The 22498-nt window shown below is 67.0% G+C and carries 25 protein-coding genes and 1 tRNA gene; 18 read left to right on the forward strand and 8 right to left on the reverse strand.

Going from position 1 to position 22498, the window contains the following annotated elements; genetic code table 11:
* Positions 1-124: 124 nt before the first annotated feature.
* Positions 125-994, forward strand: a complete 870-nt coding sequence (locus ACQHI0_RS23700; protein ID WP_427904029.1) for an SGNH/GDSL hydrolase family protein — start codon at positions 125-127, stop codon at positions 992-994.
* Between the two features lie 62 nt (positions 995-1056).
* Positions 1057-2277 (forward strand): acetyl-CoA C-acetyltransferase, encoded by a 1221-nt coding sequence (locus tag ACQHI0_RS23705; RefSeq protein WP_427904030.1) that lies wholly within the window; start codon positions 1057-1059, stop codon positions 2275-2277.
* Between the two features lie 188 nt (positions 2278-2465).
* Here the strand turns inward: ACQHI0_RS23705 and ACQHI0_RS23710 are convergent, their stop codons facing one another.
* Positions 2466-3323 carry a Bax inhibitor-1/YccA family protein gene (locus ACQHI0_RS23710; protein WP_427904031.1) on the reverse strand — a complete coding sequence of 286 codons (858 nt, stop codon included), beginning with the start codon at positions 3321-3323 and terminating at the stop codon, positions 2466-2468.
* Between the two features lie 141 nt (positions 3324-3464).
* Positions 3465-4613, reverse strand: a complete 1149-nt coding sequence (locus ACQHI0_RS23715; protein ID WP_427904032.1) for a class I SAM-dependent methyltransferase — start codon at positions 4611-4613, stop codon at positions 3465-3467.
* A gap of 402 nt (positions 4614-5015) precedes the next feature.
* Between ACQHI0_RS23715 and ACQHI0_RS23720 the strand changes: the two genes are divergently transcribed.
* The 9 genes from ACQHI0_RS23720 to ACQHI0_RS23760 all read left to right on the forward strand — a co-directional run bounded on the left by ACQHI0_RS23720 (position 5016) and on the right by ACQHI0_RS23760 (position 10682).
* A complete protein-coding gene (locus ACQHI0_RS23720; RefSeq protein WP_427904033.1) occupies positions 5016-5597 on the forward strand; it encodes an AMIN-like domain-containing (lipo)protein in 582 nt (193 codons plus the stop codon).
* Between the two features lie 24 nt (positions 5598-5621).
* Positions 5622-6182, forward strand: a complete 561-nt coding sequence (locus ACQHI0_RS23725; protein WP_427904034.1) for a hypothetical protein — start codon at positions 5622-5624, stop codon at positions 6180-6182.
* 65 nt (positions 6183-6247) lie between these two features.
* Positions 6248-6847 carry a DUF305 domain-containing protein gene (locus tag ACQHI0_RS23730; protein WP_427904035.1) on the forward strand — a complete coding sequence of 200 codons (600 nt, stop codon included), beginning with the start codon at positions 6248-6250 and terminating at the stop codon, positions 6845-6847.
* Between the two features lie 156 nt (positions 6848-7003).
* Complete coding sequence (locus tag ACQHI0_RS23735) at positions 7004-7543, forward strand: hypothetical protein (protein ID WP_427904036.1); 540 nt, start codon at positions 7004-7006, stop codon at positions 7541-7543.
* 81 nt (positions 7544-7624) lie between these two features.
* Positions 7625-8932 carry a serine hydrolase domain-containing protein gene (locus ACQHI0_RS23740; protein ID WP_427904037.1) on the forward strand — a complete coding sequence of 436 codons (1308 nt, stop codon included), beginning with the start codon at positions 7625-7627 and terminating at the stop codon, positions 8930-8932.
* Positions 8933-9039: 107 nt separating this feature from the next.
* On the forward strand, positions 9040-9771 hold the full coding sequence (locus ACQHI0_RS23745) for a GntR family transcriptional regulator (RefSeq protein WP_427904038.1): 732 nt from the start codon (positions 9040-9042) through the stop codon (positions 9769-9771).
* An 86-nt stretch (positions 9772-9857) separates the two neighbouring features.
* Positions 9858-10130: a hypothetical protein gene (locus ACQHI0_RS23750; RefSeq protein WP_427904039.1), complete on the forward strand. Its 273-nt coding sequence runs from the start codon at positions 9858-9860 to the stop codon at positions 10128-10130.
* A 148-nt stretch (positions 10131-10278) separates the two neighbouring features.
* Complete coding sequence (locus ACQHI0_RS23755) at positions 10279-10434, forward strand: DUF6131 family protein (protein ID WP_427904040.1); 156 nt, start codon at positions 10279-10281, stop codon at positions 10432-10434.
* A 35-nt stretch (positions 10435-10469) separates the two neighbouring features.
* A complete protein-coding gene (locus ACQHI0_RS23760; protein ID WP_427904041.1) occupies positions 10470-10682 on the forward strand; it encodes a hypothetical protein in 213 nt (70 codons plus the stop codon).
* A gap of 123 nt (positions 10683-10805) precedes the next feature.
* Here ACQHI0_RS23760 and ACQHI0_RS23765 read toward each other — a convergent pair whose 3' ends face one another.
* A complete protein-coding gene (locus ACQHI0_RS23765) occupies positions 10806-11252 on the reverse strand; it encodes an SRPBCC family protein (protein WP_427904042.1) in 447 nt (148 codons plus the stop codon).
* A gap of 164 nt (positions 11253-11416) precedes the next feature.
* On the opposite strand from ACQHI0_RS23765, the gene ACQHI0_RS23770 reads away from it, so the two are divergent.
* From ACQHI0_RS23770 to ACQHI0_RS23780, 3 genes are all read left to right on the forward strand, one after another.
* Complete coding sequence (locus ACQHI0_RS23770; RefSeq protein WP_427904043.1) at positions 11417-12904, forward strand: peptide MFS transporter; 1488 nt, start codon at positions 11417-11419, stop codon at positions 12902-12904.
* A gap of 54 nt (positions 12905-12958) precedes the next feature.
* Entirely contained in the window at positions 12959-14470 is a 1512-nt protein-coding gene (locus ACQHI0_RS23775; protein WP_427904044.1) for an APC family permease, read from the forward strand.
* Between the two features lie 116 nt (positions 14471-14586).
* Positions 14587-14660: transfer RNA gene (locus tag ACQHI0_RS23780), tRNA-Leu, on the forward strand.
* Positions 14661-14699: 39 nt separating this feature from the next.
* Here the strand turns inward: ACQHI0_RS23780 and ACQHI0_RS23785 are convergent.
* Together ACQHI0_RS23785 and ACQHI0_RS23790 are read right to left on the reverse strand one after the other, a co-directional pair.
* Complete coding sequence (locus tag ACQHI0_RS23785; RefSeq protein ID WP_427904045.1) at positions 14700-15407, reverse strand: histidine phosphatase family protein; 708 nt, start codon at positions 15405-15407, stop codon at positions 14700-14702.
* Positions 15408-15636: 229 nt separating this feature from the next.
* Complete coding sequence (locus tag ACQHI0_RS23790) at positions 15637-16389, reverse strand: IclR family transcriptional regulator (RefSeq protein ID WP_427904046.1); 753 nt, start codon at positions 16387-16389, stop codon at positions 15637-15639.
* A 125-nt stretch (positions 16390-16514) separates the two neighbouring features.
* Here ACQHI0_RS23790 and ACQHI0_RS23795 point away from each other — a divergent pair, with 125 nt between their 5' ends.
* The 3 genes from ACQHI0_RS23795 to ACQHI0_RS23805 all read left to right on the forward strand — a co-directional run bounded on the left by ACQHI0_RS23795 (position 16515) and on the right by ACQHI0_RS23805 (position 18946).
* Positions 16515-17330 carry an SDR family NAD(P)-dependent oxidoreductase gene (locus tag ACQHI0_RS23795; protein WP_427904047.1) on the forward strand — a complete coding sequence of 272 codons (816 nt, stop codon included), beginning with the start codon at positions 16515-16517 and terminating at the stop codon, positions 17328-17330.
* 29 nt (positions 17331-17359) lie between these two features.
* Entirely contained in the window at positions 17360-18274 is a 915-nt protein-coding gene (locus ACQHI0_RS23800) for an NAD-dependent epimerase/dehydratase family protein (protein WP_427904048.1), read from the forward strand.
* 123 nt (positions 18275-18397) lie between these two features.
* Positions 18398-18946: a carboxymuconolactone decarboxylase family protein gene (locus ACQHI0_RS23805; protein WP_427904049.1), complete on the forward strand. Its 549-nt coding sequence runs from the start codon at positions 18398-18400 to the stop codon at positions 18944-18946.
* Positions 18947-18995: 49 nt separating this feature from the next.
* Here ACQHI0_RS23805 and ACQHI0_RS23810 read toward each other — a convergent pair whose 3' ends face one another.
* Genes ACQHI0_RS23810 through ACQHI0_RS23820 form a run of 3 tightly spaced genes read right to left on the reverse strand, consistent with a single transcriptional unit; the run spans position 18996 to position 22123 of the window.
* A complete protein-coding gene (locus ACQHI0_RS23810) occupies positions 18996-20216 on the reverse strand; it encodes an acyl-CoA dehydrogenase family protein (RefSeq protein ID WP_427904050.1) in 1221 nt (406 codons plus the stop codon).
* Positions 20217-20268: 52 nt separating this feature from the next.
* On the reverse strand, positions 20269-20847 hold the full coding sequence (locus tag ACQHI0_RS23815) for a TetR/AcrR family transcriptional regulator (protein ID WP_427904051.1): 579 nt from the start codon (positions 20845-20847) through the stop codon (positions 20269-20271).
* A 43-nt stretch (positions 20848-20890) separates the two neighbouring features.
* On the reverse strand, positions 20891-22123 hold the full coding sequence (locus tag ACQHI0_RS23820) for a cytochrome P450 (protein ID WP_427904052.1): 1233 nt from the start codon (positions 22121-22123) through the stop codon (positions 20891-20893).
* 96 nt (positions 22124-22219) lie between these two features.
* On the opposite strand from ACQHI0_RS23820, the gene ACQHI0_RS23825 reads away from it, so the two are divergent.
* On the forward strand, positions 22220-22486 hold the full coding sequence (locus ACQHI0_RS23825) for a YdeI/OmpD-associated family protein (protein WP_427904053.1): 267 nt from the start codon (positions 22220-22222) through the stop codon (positions 22484-22486).
* Positions 22487-22498: the final 12 nt, after the last annotated feature.

A 22498-nucleotide genomic window follows, 5' to 3' on the forward strand; every position in this document is an offset into this window, starting at 1 on the left:
GATGGGTAACTCGTCGAGCACGGGCCAACTCACACCTCCGAACCCCCGGCCGCGTGCGGACCGGTGCGGCACCCGGGTCCGGCCACCGGCCCGGAGAGGCGGATCAGTCGTAGAATTTTTGAATGTGAGCGCACCTCGAATCAGCTGGCGGACCGCGGTCGTTACCGGAGCGACGACGGTGCTCGCCGGATCGAGCGCCGGAACGGTCTCCTGGGCGACGTATCGATTGCTGATGACCCAAGCCGGTGCGGCGCGCGCCGTGATCGGTCGCGACACCTCCAAGCCGCCCGAGGCCGACGGCGTGTACGCGCCAGGGGCGACCGTTCCCGAGCCGTGGCGCAAGACGACGCCGGTCGACCTGCACTTGATGATCTTCGGCGATTCCACCGCGGCCGGGCTCGGTTGCCTCGGCGCCACCGATGTCCCCGGCGTGCGGCTGGCCCGCGGGCTCGCCGAGGCCACCGGCATGCGAATCCGATTGAGCACCAAGGCGATCTCGGGTGCCACATCGAAGGGCCTGGCCGGACAGGTCGACGCGATGTTCGTCGCGGGCCCGCCGCCGGACGCCGCGGTGATCCTGGTCGGCGCCAACGACATCACCAAGAAGCACTCCATCCGGGCCTCGGCGCGCAGGCTCGCGGCGGCCGTCTCGCGGCTGCGTGAGGCCGACGCATTGGTCGTGGTCGGCACCTGCCCGAACCTCGGCACCGTCACCGCGATCCAGCAGCCGCTGCGCACGATCGTCGCGAACTGGAGCGTGCGGCTGGCCAAGGCGCAGACGGTCGCGACCACCATCGCGGGCGGCATCGCGGTGCCGATGGGCTCGCCACTTGTCGCCTCGGAGTTCCGGGCATCGCCCGAGATCCTGTTCGCCACCGACGGATTCCACCCATCCGCGGCGGGCTACGAATTGGCGGCAGCGCAGCTGCTTCCGGTGTTGATCGCGCAGGTGCGCGACCGCCCTGCCCTTCCGGTCGCGCAACTGGAGACGTAGATTCGAAGGATGACCGGCAGCTAAACAGCCGTTCACGTCGAACAATGCGAAAAGGAGTCCTCATGCCCGAGGCCGTCATCGTCAGCACCGCCCGTTCCCCCATCGGCCGTGCCGTCAAGGGTTCACTGGCGGGAATGCGCCCGGACGACCTGACCACGCAGATGGTTCGTGCCGCGCTGGCCAAGGTGCCTTCGCTGGATCCGACGCAGATCGACGACATCATCCTTGGCACCGGCTCCCCCGCCGGCGAGGGCGGCTTCGGCATGGGCCGCATGATCGCCATCGAGCTCGGCCTCGATGTCGTCCCCGGCACCACCGTGCAGCGCTACTGTGCGTCGTCGGTGCAGACCACCCGGATGGCCTTCCACGCGATCAAGGCAGGCGAGGGTGACGTATTCATCTCCGCCGGCGTGGAGACCGTGTCGCGCTACGCCCGTGGCTCGGCCGACAGCTCGCCCGACACCCGGAACACCATCTTCGACGAGGCCGTCGCCCGTACCGCCAAGGCCGCCGAAGGTGGCGCGGGCGTGTGGCACGACCCGCGTCAGGACGGTCTGCTCCCCGACGCCTACATCGCGATGGGCCAGACCGCCGAGAACGTCGCGTCGCTGACCGGCATCTCGCGCGAAGACCAGGACCACTGGGGCGTGCGCTCGCAGAACCGTGCCGAAGCGGCCATCAAGGCCGGCTTCTTCGAGCGGGAGATCACCCCGGTGACGCTGCCCGACGGCACCATCGTGAGCAAGGACGACGGCCCGCGCGCCGGCGTCACCTACGAGGCGGTCAGCCAGCTCAAGCCGGTGTTCCGTCCCGACGGCACCGTCACCGCCGGTAACTGCTGCGCGCTCAACGACGGCGCCGCGGCGCTGGTCATCATGAGCGACACCAAGGCCAAGGAGCTGGGCCTGACCCCGCTGGCCCGCATCGTGTCGACCGGTGTCTCGGGCCTGTCGCCCGAGATCATGGGCCTCGGCCCGGTCGAGGCCGTCAAGCGCGCGCTGGCGATCGCGGGCAAGTCGGTCTCCGACATCGACCTGTTCGAGATCAACGAGGCCTTCGCCGTGCAGGTGCTCGGCTCGGCGCGTGAGCTGAAGATCGACGAGGACAAGCTCAACGTCTCGGGCGGCGCGATCGCGCTGGGTCACCCGTTCGGCATGACCGGTGCGCGCATCACCACTACCCTGCTGAACAACCTGCAGACCTACGACAAGCAGTTCGGCGTGGAGACCATGTGCGTCGGCGGCGGCCAGGGCATGGCACTGGTCATCGAGCGCCTCAGCTGAGATAGGCTCCTCCGCCTCTCCGCGACTTATGGCCAGACTCGGGTGCCGCGAGACATCTGTGGCGGCCAGACTCCGGAGGCGGCCAGGTTAGCTGGTACCCGGTGAGTTACCCATGTACTCGCTGGACATAGTCGAGCGGCTCCCCACAGTTCGTAGGGAGCCGCTCGATTTGTTTTTGTGCTTCTGGATCAATCCCGCTGGAAGTAGCTCAGCAGGCGGAGGATCTCGATGTAGAGCCAGACCAGGGTGATGGTGAGGCCGAGGGCGACGCCCCAGGCGGCCTTCTCGGGGGCCTGGGCGCGGATCAGCTGGTCGGCGGCGTCGAAGTCCAGCAGGAAGCTGAACGCGGCGATGGCGATGCAGACCAGGCTGAACACGATCGCCAGCGGGCCGCCGTCGCGCAGGCCGAAGCCGCCGTCGGTGAAGAAGCTCGCGATCAGGTTGCCGACCATCAGCACCAGCACGCCGACCATGGCGCCGATCAGCATGCGGGTGAAGCGCGGGGTCACGCGGATGGCGCCGGTCTTGTAGACGACGAGCATGCCCGCGAACACGCCGAACGTGCCGAGCACCGCCTGGCCGATCAGGGCGCTACCGCCGACACCGCCGAAGGTGACGTCGGTGAACATCAGCGACAGCGCGCCGAGGAACAGGCCTTCGAAGGCCGCGTAGGACAGCACGATGGCGGGGTTGTCCATCTTGCGGCCGAAGGTCGCGATCAGGACCAGCACCAGGCCGATGATGCCGCCGCCGATGACGAACAGCGGCGCCAGCGACGGGTTCGCCGTCGACAGCGCGTAGGAGGCGATCGCCGAGACGGTGAGCACCGCGAGGGTGATGCCCGTCTTGGTGACCACGTCGTCGATGGTCATCGCACGGGTGGCGGGGGCCTGCTGGAATTGCTGGCCGTACTGCTGCCCGTACTCGCCGTACTGCTGGTTACCGACCTGACCCGCGCCGGCTACGCCCGAACCGAAGTTCGCGTAACCGCCGACACCCTCCTGGCGGGGAAGGTTCTTGAACACCGGATTCGATGAGGTACGCACCGTGCGCCTTTCTTGTAGCTACAAAAAGCTCCAACTGCCCTGTTCAACGCGCCACGATCGGACAAAGTTCCCAGCGATCCGGTTTTTGGACCGCACCACCGCCCGTTCGGACAATTCGGACTCTACCGCTTTCGGGTCGCCCTATCGTTGTACGTCGCGCAGACCACGAACGGACCGCGTGACCGTGAACTTCTGGTTCCGCCCGATCACATCGGTGCGGCCAACCATCCGCTCCACCACGCCGCGATAGTTCAGGTGCGAGTTGTACACGGTCCACAGCTCGCCGCCAGGCCGGAGCACCCGCCCGGTCTCGACGAACATCTTGATCGCCGAGCCGGTGTGCACGGCCGCCCCGACGTGGAACGGCGGATTGCACAGCACCAGGTCAGCGCTGTTGTCGGCGGCCGAGGACATGGCGTCGTCGCGCACCACCGTCACCCGGTCGGCCACGCCGTTGGCTTCGGCGGTAGCCCTGGCCGAGGCCACCGCGGCAGCGGACTGGTCGGTGCCTACCACCCTGATGTGCGGGCGCGATTTGGCCAGCGCGACCGCGAGAATGCCGGTGCCACAACCGAGATCGACGGCGTCGCGCGCGTCGGGCTTCATCCGGTCCATGTGTTCGAGCAGGAAGCGGGTGCCGATGTCGAGGCGCGATCCCGAGAACGCCGCACCGAACGCGACGACATCGCCGTCGATCTCGATCACGTGTTCACGCACCGGAAATCGCGATTCCCCCACCGGCAGCGGTTCGCTGACCATGAGCACGCGCGACTTCTGCCTGCCCCGGCCCGCACGGACCCGCGCGAAGGATTCGGCGAGCACCTCGTTCATGGCGGGCGTGAGGTATTTGTCGCGACCGCCCGCGAACACCACCACGTCGCCGGCGGCGTAGCGGGCGATGGCCTCGGCGATCTCGGCGACACCCGAGAGCATCCGCGGCAATCGCATCAGGACCACGCGCGCGCCGGTGAGCAGGTCAGCGTCGAGGGCGTGGGTGGTGTAGCGATCGGTGAGCCCGAGGGTCTTGGCATTGGCCGCGAGGGCCGATTCGCCGGTGATTAGGTCCTGGTGCACGCGCAGCCCGGCGAGACCGCGCCGCGCGGCGACGCCGAGGGTGAGCGCGCCGTACGCGTCGCCGATCACCGCAACCTCGCCGCTACCCGCGGTCGCGAGGGTGTCCGCGGCGGTGTCGAGGATCAGCCGGTCGGCGGCGTCGACGGCATAGAGGTTCGGCGCTTCCACATCCGGGTACCGGCGTAGTCGATCGAATACGTCCTCAACACTGTCCACCCGGCAAGTGTGCTAGATCGTTGCCCCACCGTCACATCCGGGCCCGGTATCGGCGGCTCGGGTCGCTCACAACGGGGGGTCGTGGGATGTATTCCGCTGAACAATAACGGGTCTCATCGATTTGCGACGTCCTTGCAGATCGCCTCGAATTCGCGGAATCGACGAATCCCGTTGTTCCCCAATGCTTTGGTCGCGGCCCGCGATTCCCGCGCGTCACGTCCGATCATCGCAGGTGGCGCTAACTTCCGATCTGGTACGCGTTCACCGAAAATCCGGGCTGCGACCTGCGCGCATCGACCGGAACAGCTCCCATTTCCGAGCCGCCAGCAAACTTTCCGTAGCCCGAACACACCCCGCCTTCCTGCGCCCACCACACCATCGTCCGTGCGTACCATCAGCCTCATGCGCAACGCCCTCGTGTTCGTGCTGATCGCCGCGGCTGCGGTTTCGATGTCCGGCTGCGGCACCGACGACGCACCGGCCACGGCGCCGCCGGCAACGACGAGCACCACCAGCACCTTCGCCGACGCCACCGGCGAGGTACCCACCGACGCGGGCCCGAAGTCCGGCGCGGCTTCGCCGGGTGCGGCGCTGACGGTGAGCGATATCCGGATCGGCCATCAGCCGGGCTTCGACCGGGTGGTCTTCGCGCTCGGCGGCACAGGCTCTCCCGGGTGGCAGGTGTCCTACACCGATCGCGCGGTGCAGGACGGCAGCGGCAAAACCGTCGACGTGGCGGGCCGAGCGATCCTCGAGGTGCGCATCCTCGGCTCCGCGTACCCGTTCGACTCGGTCGTCCCCCCGTTCGCGGGGCCGGATCCGGTGACCGATCCGAGCGCACCGGCCATCACCGGCGTCTACAAGAAGCTGGTCTACGAGGGCGTCACCCAGTCGTTCATCGGCATCGACGCCGATCAGCCACCGTTCGCCGTCACAACCTTGGCCGATCCGCCGCGCCTGGTCGTCGACATCGCCACCCAGTGATTCCTACCCCTACCCGGTATCGTGATGGCGATCGCTAGACTGGTCGTCGTGATGGACCAGCATCCGCCCGCGCGCGCACCCGGCATTGCCAGGGCGCTCGCCGTGCTGATGCTGCTGGCCGGAATCGTCGCCATGCACTCCGCGGTCTTCGGCACCGCCCATGCGAGCGACGGTGCGCACGGTCACGATGCGCCGGCCGCCGCGATCGCCCCGTCCGACCACCCGGAACCACCTTCCGCCGCGACCGACAGCCACGACGTGGTTCTCGCGGCAGCGCCGTCCGACCACTCCGCCAAGGGCTCCCCCGCCTTCGCCGGAGCACCGCCCGCCTCGACGCCCATCGCCGCTCCGTCCGACCCGCACACCGGCTGCGGCGCGGCAGGCTGCGATGAGCACGCTGCCGTCCACGGCTGCGTTTTCGTTCTCGTCGCACTCGCCATCGCACTGACCCTGGTCCTGCTCTACCGCCTCGGCGACACCGCCCGAACCGCCCGGCTCGCCTCGAAGGTATGGCGCGGCAGACGGACGCGCCCACCACCGTGGACCGTCCTCACCCTTTCCCAACTGGCGATTCTGCGGATCTGACAGGCGCGGCACAGCTCGTGCCTCGCCAGTGTCGACACCCCACCAGAATCCCCAGGAGGATCACCATGTCCATCAGTCGTATCCACGTTCTCGTCGCCGCGGCCGCCACCGTCTTGTTCGCGGCCGGTTGTAGCGACGACAGCACCACCACCCATCCGACCGAGCACGCCACCTCGACAACGACCAGCGCCACCGCGAGCACCGACTTCAACGACGCCGACGTCAGCTTCCTGCAGATGATGTACCCGCATCACGCACAGGCCGTCGACATGGCGAAGATGGTGCCGAGCCGCACCCAGAACCAGCAGCTCATCGCACTGGCCGCGCAGGTGGAGAAGGCCCAGGCGCCGGAGATGCAGCAGATCACCGACCTGCTCACCGGCTTCGGCAAACCCGCGCCGAGCGCGACGGAAGGCCACGGCGGGCACGACATGCCCGGCATGATGACCGACGCGCAGATGAGCAGCCTGGAAGCCGCGAGCGGCGCCGATTTCGACAAGCAGTGGCTGGAGATGATGATCGCCCATCACGAGGGCGCCGTCGACATGGCTCAGGTCGAACTGAACGGCGGGGTGAACCCGGCATCCAGGCAGCTCGCGACCAAGATCGTGGCTGATCAGGAAGCCGAAATCGCCACCATGCGCGGCATGCTGGGGCAGAACTGATCGAGTGCGGCGCCGGGCCCGGCAGCCCGGCGCCGCGCCGGAAGTTCGTCATCGAAATCGCCACCGTGACCTGACATCACCCGGAACCAGCCAGTACGGTCGATATGTTCGGCTCCGGCCCAACCGGTGCCTGCAATCTCGAGGCAGGAGAGAGAAATGCGAGTACTGGAACGGCTGGGACTCGGGACCGCGATCGCGGCGACCGTGACCGGAGTGATCTTCATCGGCGCCTGCTCCAAGCAGGTGCCGGGCACCGCCGAGGTCAACCAGGGCGAGCTCGCCTCGTATACCTCCGAGGTGGCGGCCTCGTCGGCGGCGGCATCGTCGTCGCGGGCGGCGAAGATCGAGGCGGCCAACGACACCGCGTGCGACGGCCTTCGCTCGGCCAACAAGACCTCGGTCGGCTCGTTCAACGCCTACATCGAGGCCTCCAACGATCAGGCGCCCGATGCCGACGCCAAGGCCACCGAGGCGGTCACCACTCTGCGCAACAGTGCCAAGGATCTGGATCGCCGGATCACCGGCGATGTGATCCCCGATCTGGCCGAGCCGCTGCGCGACTACGTCGCCAAGACCAACATCCTCGCCGACACCCTCGAGCGCAGGGCGGCCACCGACGAACTCAACGGTGTGATCGACACCTTCAACGCGTCCAAGGACATCGCGATCGGGGTGTGCACGCCGTACGGCAGCTGATCGCTCGTAACAAGAACGTGACCGTTCACGATTCCCCTCCCGACACCACTGGAGGGTTACGTGCACTATCCGAAATATGTTGTGGCAGCGACGATTACCGCACTGACCCTACTTTTGGGGGCTTGGCATTCCGGCCCGGCGGATGCCGACCCGGTCACCGCGAAACAGTGCGAGGTCACCACCGGCCGTACCCCGCAGTCCGCGACACCGGCCGAAGCCGCGCTCGACCCCGCCGTGCTCGCCACGGCGATGGCGCGCGCCACCGACGTGACCCGGTTCAATATCCAGCTGTATCGCAACAACTGCCTGATCGCGACCGGCCCACGCAATGCCGAATCCGGCGGGGTGGCGTGGAATCTGTGGAGTGGGACCAAGAGCGTCGTCGCCCTGGTCGCCGGGGCGGCCGTCGACGAGGGACGGCTCCGGATCGACGAGCCGATCGGCCGCTATCTGCCGCCGGGTCTCGGCGACGCCGCGCACCGTGAGATCACCGTGCGCAACCTGCTCACCGAGTCCTCCGGCATGGAGGTCGCCGTTGCCGCCGAGGGCGCGACCGGGCTGGCGCAGCTCGATCCCAATGTCGTCGCGCAGGCACTCGCGATGCCGATCGAGCGCCCGCAGGGCACGATGTTCCGCTACAGCCAGCGCGCGGTCGACCTGCTCGTGTATGTCATCGGGCAGGCAGTCGGCGAAGACTTCCAGGCCTTCGCCCAGCGAAAGCTGTTCGACCCGTTGGGCATCGCCCGCGGCGACTACTACTGGGCCCGCGACCGCGCCGGAAACACCTACGGCCACGCGCATTTGGTGCTGCCGCCGGACGACTTCGCGAAACTCGGTCTGCTCGTAGGTAATCGGGGGCACTGGAACGCTCAGCAGGTGATCTCCGAGGACTACATGCGGGCTGCGGTATCGCCATCGGCGAGCATGCCCTGCTACGGATTCCTGTTCGTGCTCAACGGCGCACCGTGTCGCCTCGAGTTTCCCGGACTGCCCGACGACGCGGTGAAGATGTCGGGCATGCTGCGCAACGACAGCTTCATCGTGCCAAGCCTGGGCCTGGTGCTGAACTGGACCGGTGTCGCGACGGTGGGCGCCTCGACCACTTACACCCACGACGTGCTGCGCACACTCGTCTCGGCGTTCCGCGACCAGCAGATCCCCGATCCCGGTCCGTATCGGGAACGTCCCGACGTGAGCGTGACCGACCCGATGATCGCCCGGCCCGACGCCTTCTTCGGCACCCTCGGCGTCGGCCCGTACGCCTACCCCGGCTGCAACTTCCTCGACTGCCTCGGCGAGACGCCGAAGGCCCCGTTCGCTGATTCGCCGCCGGGATGCGTCATCCTGGGATGCATCGGCACCGACCCACGTACGCCGGGCATCCGCTGAGGCGTGGCAGATCTCTGGGCTCCGAGGCGCCGGTCGCGTACTCTCGAATCAACCGGATAGGACCAGTAGGGACCGGTCGGCCTACCAGGAAAAAGGAGCCACTGGCGATGCCCGCACCGCTGCGCGACAGCGCAGTGCCCAAACACGAACAGCTACGCGCGATTCTGCTGCAGAAGTGCACGCGCGAGCTACAGCCCGGCGATCTGCTGACCAGCGAACGAAACCTGATGCAGGACTACGGCGTCAGCCGGATCACGGTGCGCGAGGCCGTCGGTCAGCTGGTCAACGAAGGGTATCTGGTCCGGGTTCGCGGCAAAGGCACCTTCGTCGCGCACCGGCCCGTGCAATCGCGGTTGCACCTGGCCTCGTTCACCGAGGAGATGCGCGCGCTCGGCCACCATCCGACCACCCTGGTGCTCGTCGCCGAGGAAGCGATCGCGCCCGAGGCCACCGCCCGCGCGCTGCGCCTGCCCCAGGGCGTGCTCGCCTATCACGTGCGCCGATTGCGGCTGGCCGACGAGGATCCGATCAGCGTCGACGATGCCTGGTTCAATCCCGAACTCGTCCCCGGCCTGATCTCACACGACCTCACCAGTTCGATCTACCGGACCACCGCCGATCGCTACGGCAGGCCGATCGAACGAGCCGTGCAGACGGTCGACGCCCAGGCCGCGGAGGCCGGTGTCGCGGCCCTGCTCGGGGTCAAGAAGGGCGGTCCCGTACTGCACTTCGACCGCGTCTCGTTCAGCGCGGAGCTGCCCATCGAACACACCCAGAGCTGGTACCGCGCCGACCGCTATCGCGTGCAGATGGAAGTGGGTCAGCGGCCGCAGGCCTAGCGGAACCAAGCCGATCTGGTGTGAAATCAACATGTTTCAGTTACCGTCTGGGGGCTATCACAGCGAAGCTCTCGGAGGTATCACCCATGTCCATCCGTCAATCCACCGCCGCCAGGGCAGGCCTGCTGGCCGTGCTCGCCGCGGGAACCCTGCTCGGCACCGCGGGCACCGCGAACGCGATCGGCGGCGCCGACTGGGACCTGTTCCCCTCGGGTTCGGTCCAGATCGGTCCGCCCACCGGCAGTTCGATGGGCTCGGTCGACGCGGGCAGCGGCACCGGCTCGTTCGACGCCGACCTCGGCTCCAGCGCGCCCCCGCCCTCGTCGGGCTCGGCCGTGCTGCCGATCTTCGCCCGCTGACCCGTCCCTGAGCCGCCGTGCTCGACCACGGCGGCTCAGACCCATCCTCTGCGGCACAACCTGTTTCGGATCGGGAAAACCGGGCATGCGGCCAGTGTGGATGCCTACCGGTATTCCACAGTCCCGACACCGAACAAGGTGAGCTCTGATGATTCTTCTCGGCGCAGTTCTTCTCATAGCCGGACTCGTATTCGGCATATCCCTTCTCAGCACGGTGGGGGTCATCCTCCTAGTGGTCGGCCTCGTGCTGGCCTTGATCGGCAGCACCGGGCGCGCTGTCGGCGGCCGTCGGCACTACTACTGATCATGCGCAGAATCCGTCGAACTAGAGGAAAAGCCATGTCAGGCAGTAGCTCTCGCATCATTTCGATCGTCGTGCTGGTGTGGTTACTGATCGGCATCCTGGCCGCGGGCCAACGCGGCTATTACACCGAACGCGACCAGAATTGCGCGACCCTCGGCACCATCGCGGTGACGATAATCGCGGGCCCATTGAACTACGTGGGCGCCAATCCGAAGGTCGACAACTGCGACCTACCCCAGCCGAGCTGATGGATCCGCCGTGGCCGAGCTGTTGGGCCACGGCGTCAATCCGGCTGACGCGGCCAGTGCTTGCTGCGACCGGGAATTCCATTCAGCTGATTTCGGCGCGAAATCCTCGGCATTTCGATCGAGTCATTCATTCTGCGAACGTGCCCGGATCAAATCGGCCAACCGATCCAGGGATTCCTGATTGCGAGCCGCGAAGAGCAGATCCTGGGCCACCCCGGGAATCAGCTGCGCGGGTCCGCGGGCAGCGCGCTCGACCATCCGGATCGTCGTGTGTCCCGGAGATTGTTCCACCAGCGTGAGCGTGATCCACGCCGAGCCGACCGACCACAGCCGCGCCTCCAATTCGAGCCGGTGCGGCGGCTCGATCGCGCGCACCTCGGTGGTATCGCTGATCAGGACCGGCCACAGCCCGAAGCGGTAGTGGATGCGGCTGCCGACGGCGGGCCAGTCCGGGTCGACCTTGCCGATGTGGGAGGCACCGACCACCCAGCTCGCGTAGAGCCAGCCGTCGGCCAGGGTCGCGAACGCCCGGTCGGGCCGCACGGGCACGGTCACCTCGGCTGTCAGCACGTCTGATTTCCTCGTCCGTCGCGGGATCCTCCTCACCCCAGCGTAATTCGTCTCGGCGACCGCCGCCGGACGTGTTCGCACCGGCCCACCGGGCGCGGCACGCCGAAGCCGCGATGATGCGGGAAAATTGCTGTCCACCGTTTCGGCGTGGGATCGTTGCCGTCATGTCCACGGAAGAAACACGGCTCGGCGACCCGCCGGACCCCGCCGACGCGGCGGCCGAACACACCCTGTTCGGTCATCCCATCGGCTTGACCAACCTGTTCGGCGTCGAGCTGTGGGAGCGTTTCTCCTTCTACGGCATGCTCACCATCCTGGGCTACTACCTGTACTACTCCACCGCCGAGGGCGGCCTCGGCATCGCCCAGAGCACCGCGCTCGGCATCGTCGGCGCGTACGGCGGCCTCGTCTACCTGTCCACCGTGCTCGGCGGCTGGATTGCCGACCGGGTGCTGGGGATGGAGCGGACGGTCTTCTACGGCGGTGTCGTGGTCGTGGCCGGACATCTCGCGCTGGCGGTATTGCCTGGGCTGGCCGGCGTCGGCGTCGGCCTCGTGCTCGTCGCGCTGGGTAGCGGCGGGTTGAAGGCGAACGCGTCGTCGTTGCTCGGCACCCTCTACGCCCCGACGGACGCGCGGGTCGACGGTGGCTTCACGCTGTTCTATCTCGGCATCAATATCGGCGCGTTCTGCGGCCCGCTGCTCACCGGCCTGTTGCAGCGCGAGTGGGGTTTCCATGTCGGCTTCGGGGCCGCGGCGATCGGCATGGCGCTCGGCCTGGCCCAGTACGTGATCTTCCGCCGCAATCTCGGAACCCACGGGCGCGAGGTGCCCAATCCCATCACCCGCCGCGAACTCACCCCGATACTGATCGGGGTCGCGGTCGCCGCGGTCGTGGTGCTGGTCGCCGTGCTGACGAAGCTGGTCACCCTCGAGAATCTCTCCGATGTCACCACCGGCGTCATCGTGGTCGCCTCGATCGTCTACTTCGCGGTGATGCTGCGCAGCGCCAAGGTGACCCAGGTCGAGCGGACCAGGGTTGTCGCGTTCATTCCGTTGTTCCTCGCCAACGCGGTGTTCTGGTCGCTGTTCCAGCAGATGTTCACCATGCTCGCGGTGTATTCCGACGAGCGCGTCGACTGGCGGATCTTCGGCTGGGAGGCCCCCGCCAGCTGGATCGGTTCGGTCGAACCGGTGTGGATCATCGCGCTCTCGCCGCTGTTCGCGCTGATGTGGACCAAGCTCGGCAATCGCGCGCCGAGCACGCCGATCAAGTTCGCGCTCGGCGTGATCGGCATGGGCATCGCGTTCTGGTTGTTCGCGCTGCTCAGCGGGTTCGACGGCAAGACAGTGCCGGTCCTCGCGGTCTTCGTGATCCTGGGCGGCTTCGCCGTCTCGGAGCTGTTGCTCTCGCCCATCGGACTCGCGGTGACCACACATCTCGCGCCCGCCGCGTTCCGCTCGCAGATGATGGCGCTGTATTTCTTCTCCGTCGGTATCGGCACGTCGATGGCGGGCACGCTGGCCCGCTTCTACAGCCCAGACAGCGAGACCGCCTACTTCGGGTTCAGCGGTGGCGCCGCCATCGTGGCCGGTCTCGTCGTCGTCGCGTGTGCGCCCTGGATCAAGCGTCGTATGCAGGGCGTGCACTGACCTGATTTCCGGGTAATCCCCGATTACGATTTTCGCAGCAGAAGGAGAAATACCGTGCCGACACCGCAGGACGCTCCAGGGGTGGGCCGATCGCCCAGCCGAGGCAGCGGGTTGTTCCGCACCAAATCCGTCGAGCAGTCGATTCTCGATACCGATGATCCCGATTCCAAACTCCGCAAAGATCTGACAGCCTGGGATCTCACGATCTTCGGTGTGGCCGTTGTCGTCGGCGCGGGCATCTTCACGTTGACCGCACGCACCGCGGGCAATATCGCGGGGCCGTCGGTATCGCTGGCATTCGTTTTCGCGGCCATCGCCTGTGGTCTCACCGCGGTCTGTTATGCGGAATTCGCATCGACCGTGCCCGTCGCCGGTAGTGCGTACACCTATTCCTATGCCACCTTCGGTGAATTGGTGGCGTGGATCATCGGCTGGGATCTGATCCTGGAATTCGCGCTCGCCGCGTCGGTGGTCGCGAAGGGCTGGTCGCAGTATCTCGGCACGGTATTCGGATTCGATTCCGCCACTGTGCAATTCGGGTCGATCACGTTCGACTGGGGCGCGGTGCTGTTGCTCGCGGTGCTCGGTGTGCTGCTCGCCGTCGGCACCAAGGTGTCCTCGCGGGTGTCGGCGGTCGCGGTGGCGATCAAGCTGGCCGTCATCGCGCTGGTGCTCGTGCTCGGCATCACCTACTTCAAGGCCTCCAACCTGAGCCCGTACATCCCGCCGTCGCAGCCTGCCGAGGAAAGCGCCAGCGGGCTGCACCAGACGCTGTTCCAGTTCGTCACCGGTGCGGGTGACACCAGCTTCGGCTGGTACGGCCTGCTCGCCGCGGCGAGCATCGTGTTCTTCGCGTTCATCGGTTTCGACGTCGTGGCGACCGCCGCCGAGGAGACCAAGAACCCGCAGAAGGCGGTGCCGCGCGGCATCCTCGGTTCACTGCTGATCGTCACCGTGCTCTACGTGGCGGTGACGCTGGTGCTCACCGGCATGGTGCCCTACACCGATCTGGCGGGCGAGAACGCCACGCTGGCAACGGCATTCGAGATCCACGGCGTGGACTGGGCCAAGAACGTCATCTCCATCGGCGCCCTGGCCGGCCTCACCACCGTGGTGATGGTGCTGTTCCTCGGACAGACCCGCGTGCTGTTCGCGATGTCGCGCGACGGCCTGCTGCCCCGCTGGCTCGCCCACACCGGCAAGCGCGGCACGCCGGTGCGCCTGACCGTGATCGTCGGCGTGGTCTGCTGCGTGCTGGCCGGTTTCGTCGATTTCGGCACGCTGGAAGAAATGGTCAACATCGGCACGCTGTTCGCCTTCGTGCTGGTGTCGGTCGGCGTCCTCATCCTGCGCCGCACCCGCCCCGACCTGCCCCGAGGCTTCCGCGTCCCCCTGGTTCCGCTGATCCCCATCCTGGCCGTCGGGTCCTGCCTGTGGCTGATGGTGAACCTCTCGGTGGAAACCTGGCTGCGCTTCGTGATCTGGATGGCCCTCGGCTTCGCCGTCTACTTCGCCTATGGCCGCCGCCACTCGATCCTCGGCAAAAAGGCCGCGAGTGGCGACTGACCAGCCCCTTCGATGACATGATCGGTCCCGGCGTGGTCCGTTCCGACACGCCGGGCCGACCTTGTCGACCAACAGGATTCCGGTACACCCGTACGATTCGCTACGCTATCCGGGACGCCCCTATAGCCCAATTGGCAGAGGCAGCGGACTTAAAATCCGCACAGTCAGGGTTCGAGTCCCTGTGGGGGCACATATTGCGTCGGTGACATCCGGGGCGCGGGAGGGTGGGTCAGCCCAGGTCCGGGTGGCCGACCCACTCGACAATCGTCCAGCCCTTCTGCGGGCTGCCCTTCAGAACGACGCGGCCGCCGTTGCGCATCGGATCGGTGCCGAGTTTGTTCTTGTCGGCGTTGTCGGCGTTCATCATCGACCAGAACATGATGGTGCCGCCGTGCGAGAAGATCACCGGGCTGGCGCAGCCGCGGCGCTGCACATCGAGCAGTGCCTGATCGACGCGGCCGTCGAACTCGTTGCCGTCGATGGAGCCTGGGATCCGGGCGTTCAGGTCGCCGGAGAGCCACTTGATCGGCGCCTGTAGGTACCCGGACAGCGCCTCGGCCTCCGGGGTGCCCTCGTACTGGCCTGCCTCGATCTCCCGGAAACCGGGCTGAATGTCGAGGCTCAGGTCCTGCTTGGCGACGGTCGGTGCCGCGGTCTGCTCGGTACGCACCATGTTGGACGCGAAGGCGCAGTCGTAGTTCTTGTCGGCCAGCTGGATGGCCAGATTGTCTGCCTGTGTCCGGCCGCGTGCGGTCAGGTCGGGTCCGGGCACCTTGGTGTCGACCAGGCCGGAGGTGTTACCGAGCGACTCGGCATGGCGCACCAGGGTGATGACCATCTCGCCGCTGCTGCCGGAGCTGCTGCCGGAGCTGCCGAGGTCGATATCGGCGGACGCGACGCCGGTGGTAGCGGTGGTGGCCGCGACCGCGGCCGCCATGACCGCAATGGACAATCTAAAAGATCGGATTCGCATGGGTGGAAATGCCTTTCATCGTGGCGAACGCCAATTCAGGTATGCCGAAGAACCGGAATTCGGAGTGTCGCGTCTCACACAGAAGCAGCTATTCGCCCGAAACAAATGCCGGGTTTCCCATTCATCGGGATCTTTCGCGCACTTGACCGCGCGCCGGCGGATCATGGCTGAACTGGCTGCTGGGAGAACGTGGCTACGCGCCCACCCGGTTGTGCCGATACCGGGGAGAGCGGGCCGCCCGCGTGCCCTGCCGGGGAGCGTGCACCCGGTGCCAGATGTCGGCTGCCGCGGTCTGCACCGCCAGCCTCAGCTGCTTGTCGGGGCCGATCTTGGTGGCCGAACCGAAAACCGAGACGGCGGCGGCGCCTTCGTGGTCTATCTGCCCGATCGGGGCGGCGGCGCAGCTGAAGCCCTTCATGCACTGCTCGCGCCCGAAGGCGATGCGGGATTCACGCACACGCTGGATGTCCGGCGAGCCGACGCGGGCTGACCCGTCGACAGCCAGCAACGCTTTCCCGATCGTCGACGAATGCGCGGGGATGCGGCTACCCACTCGTGACCTGATGCTGGGAACGAGTTCCCCACCGACTTTCTCGAGGTACACCACATCGGCGCCGTCGAGTACGCCCAGGTGCACGATGCATCCTGTCGTCTGATGCAACCAGCGCAGGCTGGGCAGCGCGGCCCGGCGTAGCGAGTTCTGCTGGGCGGCTGTCGCCCCCAGTTCGATCATGCGCATGCCCAGCTGGTAGTTCATGTGGTCACGGTGTACCCACTGGAGCGCGACCAGTTGCTCCAGCATGCGGTGCACAGAGGATCGTGGCAGTCCGGTGGCGGCGACGATCTGCGACAGGTTGAGACAGTCCGCGCCATCGAACGCGTCGAGGATCAGTGCGGCTCGCTGCAGAACTCCGGTCGGTGCGTCGCCGGAACTGTGTGGTCGCATCCGGGCTCCTTCGGTTCGCGAGAATTCCCGTCATGGGTAGCACATCGCGCTCACGCGCCGACGAGTTCTTCCACCTGCCGGGATAATGGCTGTCGGCCCGCTGGCGGACATTCTGTAATCGGTCCATGCCCCATCTCATGCCCTTCACTCCCGGCGCCATGCTGGCCGGTCGGCGCGCGGTCGTCACCGGTGGCGGCGCGGCTATCGGTGCCGCGATCGCACGGGCGTTCGCCGCGCACGGCGCCGACGTTCTTGTCGCAGATCTCGAACCGAACGGTTCGCTCGAGTTCGACAGCTCGGCAGGCGGCTCGATCACAGCGCTCGAGTGGGACGTGCGGGCGACGACGTGCCCACCCGAAATCGTCGAGCACCGTCCCGATGTCCTGGTCAACAATGTCGGTCACTACCTACGGCCGCCGCACACGTTCGCCACCAACGCGCCTTCGTTGTGGGACGACCTGCACGAGATCAACTTCGCCCATGTCCTGCGTCTGACGCAGGAGTTGCTGCCGGGCATGATCGAGCGGCGAGGCGGCTCGATCATCAACCTCACCACCGTGGAGGCCCACCGGGCGATTCCCGGCCACACCGTGTACTCCGCGTACAAGGCGGCGCTGACCCAGTTCACCCGGTCGCTGGCCGCGGAGGTCGGCCCCTCCGGTATCCGGGTCAACGCGATCGCTCCGGACCTCATCGAATCGGTGCAGGTGCCCTACGCGACGCTCATCCCAGAGGAGGACCGGCCGCTGTGGCCGAACTGGTCGCCGCTCGGCGGCCCCGGGCAGCCCGACGATGTCGCCGGGGTCGCGCTCTTTCTCGCCTCCGATCTGTCCCGCTTCGTCACCGGCGGCACCGTCCACGTCGACGGGGGCACCCACGCCGCCGGCGGCTGGGTGCCGCGCGGTTCCGGCGGCTGGACCAACCGCCCCCGCAATCCCTGACCCGCGAAACCACCGAAAGGCACCTCACCATGAAGATTCTGATCATCGGCGGCACGGGCATGATCGGCGCGCACGCCGCGCTCCACCTGCGTGCGCAAGGCGACGACGTCACCGTGGCGGCTCGAAGTTCGGTACCCGACGATTCGCCGGTCGCCGACTTTCCGCTCCTGACGGGCGATTACACCGTGCCCTCGTTCACCCGTGCGCAACTGTCGGGGTTCGACGGCATCGTCTTCGCCGCCGGGCAGGACGTACGGCACAAGAAGTCCGAGGACGAAGACCGAACGTTCTGGGAGAACACCCAGAGCGTCGGCGTGCCACGCTTCGCCGCGCTCGCCAAGGAGGCTGGCGTTGGCCGCTTCGTGCAGGTCGGGAGCTATTACCACCAGCTGCGACCAGACCTCGCGGCCGGCAACCCCTACATCACGGCTCGGCAAGCGGCCGACGAAGGCGCCCGTGCGCTCGCGGACGAATCGTTCACCGTCTCCACCCTCAATCCGCCGTCGATCATCGGTGCGGTGCCGGGCGCGTCAGCCCGGCGCTATCGGCGGATGATCTCCTGGGCGGCCGGAAACGAGCCGGACATCCCCGACTTCGCCCCGATCGGTGGAACCAACTTCATGTCCGCCGCGTCGCTCGCGCAGGCCATCTCGGGTGCCCTGCGCAACGCGACACCGGGCACCGCGTATCTCGTCGGCGACCAGAACCTTTCCTACCGGGAGTTCTTCCAGATGGTCGTCGACGCCGCGGGCGGCAAGCGTGTGATCACCGAACGCGACGAGGAACACCCCCTGCTTCCGGACGGCGCCATCATCCAAGGCCGCGGCAAAACGCTGGCCTACGAACCCGACGCGGACGAGACGCGGCTGCTGGGTTACGCCCGCGCCGACTGCACGCGGGCGGTCACCGCGCTCGTTGATGTGGTCGTCGCCGCCTCGCACTGAAACCGTCCCCCGAACGGACTGTGATCCGACCCATCATTCAGGGGCTGCCGAGCCCTGGGGTTTCGCTGTCTCCCGGCGTAGGTTCCTAGATAAGCGAACCGTCGACACGAAGAGGTGTTTTCGATGCGGGTGGCCAAGCGAATTCGGGCGTACGCCAAGGTTATCGGGCAGGCTCGGCGGAATCGGGGTGACCTGGCGGGGTGGCTCGGGCGGCGGCCGCAGATCGGGGTGGCGACCGTGGCTTATGAGACGGCGTTATTGTTCAGCAACCGGCTCGATCCTCGGCTCAAAGAGTTGGCTGAGCTGAAGACGGCGGGGCTGGTGGCCTGTCAGTTCTGTCTCGATATCGCTTCGGCGCTGGCGCATACGTCCGGGTTGACCGAGAAGCAGCTCACCGATCTGCACTGGTATCAGACCAGTGACGCATATACCGAGCTGGAGAAGTTGGTGATCGCGTTCGCGGAGGCGATGACGGTTACTCCGGCGGTCGATATCGACGAATTGCGCGAAACCCTGCTCACCCATCTGTCGAAGGCGCAGCTGGCCGAGTTGGCGGCGAGTATCGCGTGGGAGAACCAGCGGGCCCGGCTCAACCAAGGTCTCGGTGTGCAGCCGACCGGGATGGCCGATGGGCTGGCGTGCGCGATGCCGGAACCACGGCGGGCCCAGTAAAAGGACGCGTTCTCCGGGAGTGTGCGCGGCTCCCGGAGAATCTGGCGTATTACCCGGCGATCAGGCCCTTGGCGATGTGGGTGACCTGGATTTCGTTGCTACCGGCGTAGATCATCAGTGACTTGGCGTCGCGGGCGAGTTGTTCGACCTTGTACTCGGCCATGTACCCGTTGCCGCCGAACAGCTGCACAGCCTCCATCGCGACCTCGGTGGCGGCGCGGGAGGAGTACAGCTTCATCGCCGAGGCCTCGGCGAGGGTTACCTTGTCGCCCGCGGCGGTGCGCTCGATGGCGTTGAACACCATGTTCTGCACATTGATTCGCGCGATCTCCATCTCGGCCAGCTTGAGCTGGATGAGCTGGAACTGCGCGATCTCCTTGCCCCACAGCTTGCGGGACTTGGCGTAATCGACGCAGAGGCGGTGACATTCGTTGATGATGCCGAGCGCCAGCGAGGCGATGCCGATGCGTTCGGCCGCGAAAGACTCCTTGGCACTGTCCTTTCCGTCGCCCTTGGCCGGGTTCTCGGTTTCGCCGAGCAACCGGTCGGGGGTGATGCGGACGTTCTCGAAGAACAGTTCGCCGGTGGGCGAGGAGTTCATGCCCATCTTCTTGAACGGGGGGCTCTGCGCGAAACCGGGCATGCCCTTGTCCAGCACGAACGTCAGCACCTTGCGATCGCGGCGGTCGGTGCCGTCCTCTTCGTCCAGCTTGGCGTAGACGACGGTCACGTCGGCATACGGGCCGTTGGTGATGAAGGTCTTGCGGCCGTTGAGGATGTAGTCCTCGCCGTCACGGCGGACGTAGGACTTCATGCCGCCGAACGCGTCCGAGCCCGAATCGGGTTCGGTGATCGCCCAGGCGCCGACCTTCGCCATGGTGACCAGCTCCGGCAGCCAGCGCTTCTTCTGCGCGAGGGTGCCGCGGCTGCGGATGGTGCCCACGGCGAGACCGAGGCTCACCCCCATCGACGCCACCAGACCGAGGCTCACACCGGCGAGCTCGCTGTTGAGGACGACACCCATGCTGCCCGCGCCGCTGAAGCCCGGCTTACCCGAGCCGGCGGTACCAGCCTCTTCGCGGGCGAGCGCCTTCTCGAGCCCTTCGCGCGCCATCTCGTCGAGCCCGAAGGTGGCGTACAGCTTGCGGATGATGTCGAACGGCGGCAGCGCCCCGCTCTCCAGCTGGTCGACGTGCGGGGTGACCTCCTTGGCGATGAAGCCGCGCACAGCGTCGCGGAACATCAGGTCTTCGTCTGACCACTGGTACATATCTGGACTCCCGAGGGATCGCCGGAACTTTCCCTCGAATATAGAACACGTTCTAGTTCGGTGCGACGAAGGTCCGGGTGACGACCGGCGCGACGAACTCTTCGAGCATGGCGCGTTCGTCGGCGGCGTCACGGCCGGGCGCCGAGAGCAGCGAGACGATGATGCGCGTGAGCCAGCGGGCCAGGCGGCTGCGCTCCGGGTCGGTGAGGTCCGTGGGCGCGAAGATGGTCGCGGCCATGGATTCGATGACGTCGGAGTCCTGGCTGATGCGGCCCGCCGTGCCGGAGTCGGCAGGGCGGAACCAGGCGATGAGCAGGGGGTTGGCGCGAACCTCCTCGACCGCGCCGAGCATCGCGGCGATGATCCGTTCACCCGGGTCGGTGATGTCGCGAAACCGCTCGTCGAGCTGGGCGACGATGCGACGGGTCTCGCGGTGCACGAACGCGAGACGCACCGCGTGCCGGTTGTCGAAGTAGCGGTACAGGGTGGCGCGAGAACACCCGGCGGCCTTGGCGATCTCGGCCATCCCGACCGCGGCCACCCCGTGTTCGGCGAACAGTTCGGCGGCCGCGTCGATGATGCGTTCGGCGGCCAGGTCGGCCCGGTCGGTGGCCAGCCAGTCACCGCTCATACTGTTCCCTCTCGACATGCCGCGTGGTGACGCGAGCTACCGCTCATGCCGCGCGGAACGGCACCGAGACGGGCCAGCGCACGTAATTGCCCTGCGACCATTGCACCGCATCGAGGTCCACGGTGAAATCCGGGCACCGGGAGAGCAGTTCCTCGAGCGCCACCCGCGCCTGCATGCGGGCGGCGGCCGCACCGAGGCAGTGGTGGTGTCCGTGGCTGAAGGTGAGGATGCGCTTGGGGTTACGGCGAATGTCGAGTTCGGCCGCGGTGGCACCGAATTCGCGCTCGTCGCGGTTGGCGGAGCCGTAGAGCAGCAGCACACGGCGGCCGGCCGGGATGGTGGTGTCGTGCAGTTCGACGTCGCGGGTGGTGGTGCGGGCCAGCCCCTGCACCGGGGAGGTCATCCGCAGGAACTCCTCGATGGAATCCGGGATGAGCGACGGGTCGTCGGCGAGCTGTCTGCGCTGGTCAGGGTTGGCGGTGAGGAGCTGAACCGCGCCGCCCAGATTGCCGGTGGTGGTGTCGTTGCCGCCGGTGATCATCGTGAACGCGAAGCCGAGAATCGCGATCAGGCCGTCGTTGTCGCCCTCGGCGCCGAGGCCGGAGGCCAGCAGGTGCGAGATGGTGTCGTCGCCCGGCTCCACGCGACGGCGGGCGATCAGTTCGGTGAAGTAGCCGACCAGTTCGCCGACAGCCGCGAAGGCGTTCTGGTCGCCCGCGGCGATCCCGGCGCCCGCGACGGCGCCACCGACGATGTTCTCGGTCCACTCGTCGAATTTGCCGTGATCGTGTTCGGGAACCCCGAGGTAGTGCGCTACCACCATGGTGGGCAGTGGCTTCAACAGCTCTTTGACGATATCGCCGCCACCCGCCGCGCGCAGTCGCTCGATGCGTTCGACGACGAACCTGCGCACTGCGGGCTCGACCGAATTCACTTGGCGCGGAGTGAATCCCGGCGACACTCGGCGGCGGAAATCGGTGTGCTCCGGCGGGTCCATGAAGACGAACGGCCGGACGCCACCGAACCCGGCCGCGGCCAGGTCGACGTAGTCGACGGTCAAACCAGAGGCCGAGGAGAAGGTCTCGGGGTCGCGGGCGGCCGCCCACACATCGGGGTGCCGGGACAGCACGTAGAAGTCATCGGATTCCCGCCCGTCGGGGATTACCCGATGGACCGGATCATGCTCGCGCAGTGCGGAATACATGGACCAGGGATCGCGCCAAGTGTCTCCGGAGCGAAGTTCGAACCGCACCGAATGAGACGTCGTTGTACTCATGACTCTATGGTGAGACACATGTGGTTGTTTGTCTAGTTTCGCCGCGGATCTTCCCGGTAACCGCAGGTCGAGCAACATGCGCGCTACCGTGGACTGATGAGCAGTCGACAAGTCTCCGGTGGTGTGGTGCACGAGTTGCCGACGGATCTGCGTGCGGCACTGCTCGCGAACTCGGCGGCGCTCACCGCCTGGCAGGACATCACCCCGCTGGCCCGCAACGAATTCATCTGCTGGGTCGAGGACGCGAAACAGGACGCGACCCGTGCACGGCGGATTCGGCGCACCCAGGAGGAGCTGGAAGAAGGTCAGCGACGCCCGTGCTGCTGGCCTGGCTGCAAGCATCGCGAGCGCACCGGCAGCTGAGCGGACCCGCCT

Source organism: Nocardia sp. FBN12, assembly GCF_050320175.1.
Taxonomy (GTDB): domain Bacteria; phylum Actinomycetota; class Actinomycetes; order Mycobacteriales; family Mycobacteriaceae; genus Nocardia.

What these genes read in the sequence shown, in the direction of transcription:
- ACQHI0_RS23750 (WP_427904039.1), top strand. Translation starts at nt 9,858, where the DNA reads ATGTCCATCCGTCAATCCACCGCCGCCAGGGCAGGCCTGCTGGCCGTG.
- ACQHI0_RS23800 (WP_427904048.1), top strand. Translation starts at nt 17,360, where the DNA reads ATGAAGATTCTGATCATCGGCGGCACGGGCATGATCGGCGCGCACGCC.
- ACQHI0_RS23825 (WP_427904053.1), top strand. Translation starts at nt 22,220, where the DNA reads ATGAGCAGTCGACAAGTCTCCGGTGGTGTGGTGCACGAGTTGCCGACG.
- ACQHI0_RS23760 (WP_427904041.1), top strand. Translation starts at nt 10,470, where the DNA reads ATGTCAGGCAGTAGCTCTCGCATCATTTCGATCGTCGTGCTGGTGTGG.
- ACQHI0_RS23770 (WP_427904043.1), top strand. Translation starts at nt 11,417, where the DNA reads ATGTCCACGGAAGAAACACGGCTCGGCGACCCGCCGGACCCCGCCGAC.
- ACQHI0_RS23705 (WP_427904030.1), top strand. Translation starts at nt 1,057, where the DNA reads ATGCCCGAGGCCGTCATCGTCAGCACCGCCCGTTCCCCCATCGGCCGT.
- ACQHI0_RS23720 (WP_427904033.1), top strand. Translation starts at nt 5,016, where the DNA reads ATGCGCAACGCCCTCGTGTTCGTGCTGATCGCCGCGGCTGCGGTTTCG.
- ACQHI0_RS23820 (WP_427904052.1), bottom strand. Translation starts at nt 22,123, where the DNA reads ATGAGTACAACGACGTCTCATTCGGTGCGGTTCGAACTTCGCTCCGGA.
- ACQHI0_RS23805 (WP_427904049.1), top strand. Translation starts at nt 18,398, where the DNA reads ATGCGGGTGGCCAAGCGAATTCGGGCGTACGCCAAGGTTATCGGGCAG.
- ACQHI0_RS23795 (WP_427904047.1), top strand. Translation starts at nt 16,515, where the DNA reads ATGCCCCATCTCATGCCCTTCACTCCCGGCGCCATGCTGGCCGGTCGG.
- ACQHI0_RS23755 (WP_427904040.1), top strand. Translation starts at nt 10,279, where the DNA reads ATGATTCTTCTCGGCGCAGTTCTTCTCATAGCCGGACTCGTATTCGGC.
- ACQHI0_RS23815 (WP_427904051.1), bottom strand. Translation starts at nt 20,847, where the DNA reads ATGAGCGGTGACTGGCTGGCCACCGACCGGGCCGACCTGGCCGCCGAA.
- ACQHI0_RS23730 (WP_427904035.1), top strand. Translation starts at nt 6,248, where the DNA reads ATGTCCATCAGTCGTATCCACGTTCTCGTCGCCGCGGCCGCCACCGTC.
- ACQHI0_RS23745 (WP_427904038.1), top strand. Translation starts at nt 9,040, where the DNA reads ATGCCCGCACCGCTGCGCGACAGCGCAGTGCCCAAACACGAACAGCTA.
- ACQHI0_RS23790 (WP_427904046.1), bottom strand. Translation starts at nt 16,389, where the DNA reads ATGCGACCACACAGTTCCGGCGACGCACCGACCGGAGTTCTGCAGCGA.
- ACQHI0_RS23725 (WP_427904034.1), top strand. Translation starts at nt 5,622, where the DNA reads ATGGCGATCGCTAGACTGGTCGTCGTGATGGACCAGCATCCGCCCGCG.
- ACQHI0_RS23785 (WP_427904045.1), bottom strand. Translation starts at nt 15,407, where the DNA reads ATGGCGGCCGCGGTCGCGGCCACCACCGCTACCACCGGCGTCGCGTCC.
- ACQHI0_RS23735 (WP_427904036.1), top strand. Translation starts at nt 7,004, where the DNA reads ATGCGAGTACTGGAACGGCTGGGACTCGGGACCGCGATCGCGGCGACC.
- ACQHI0_RS23810 (WP_427904050.1), bottom strand. Translation starts at nt 20,216, where the DNA reads ATGTACCAGTGGTCAGACGAAGACCTGATGTTCCGCGACGCTGTGCGC.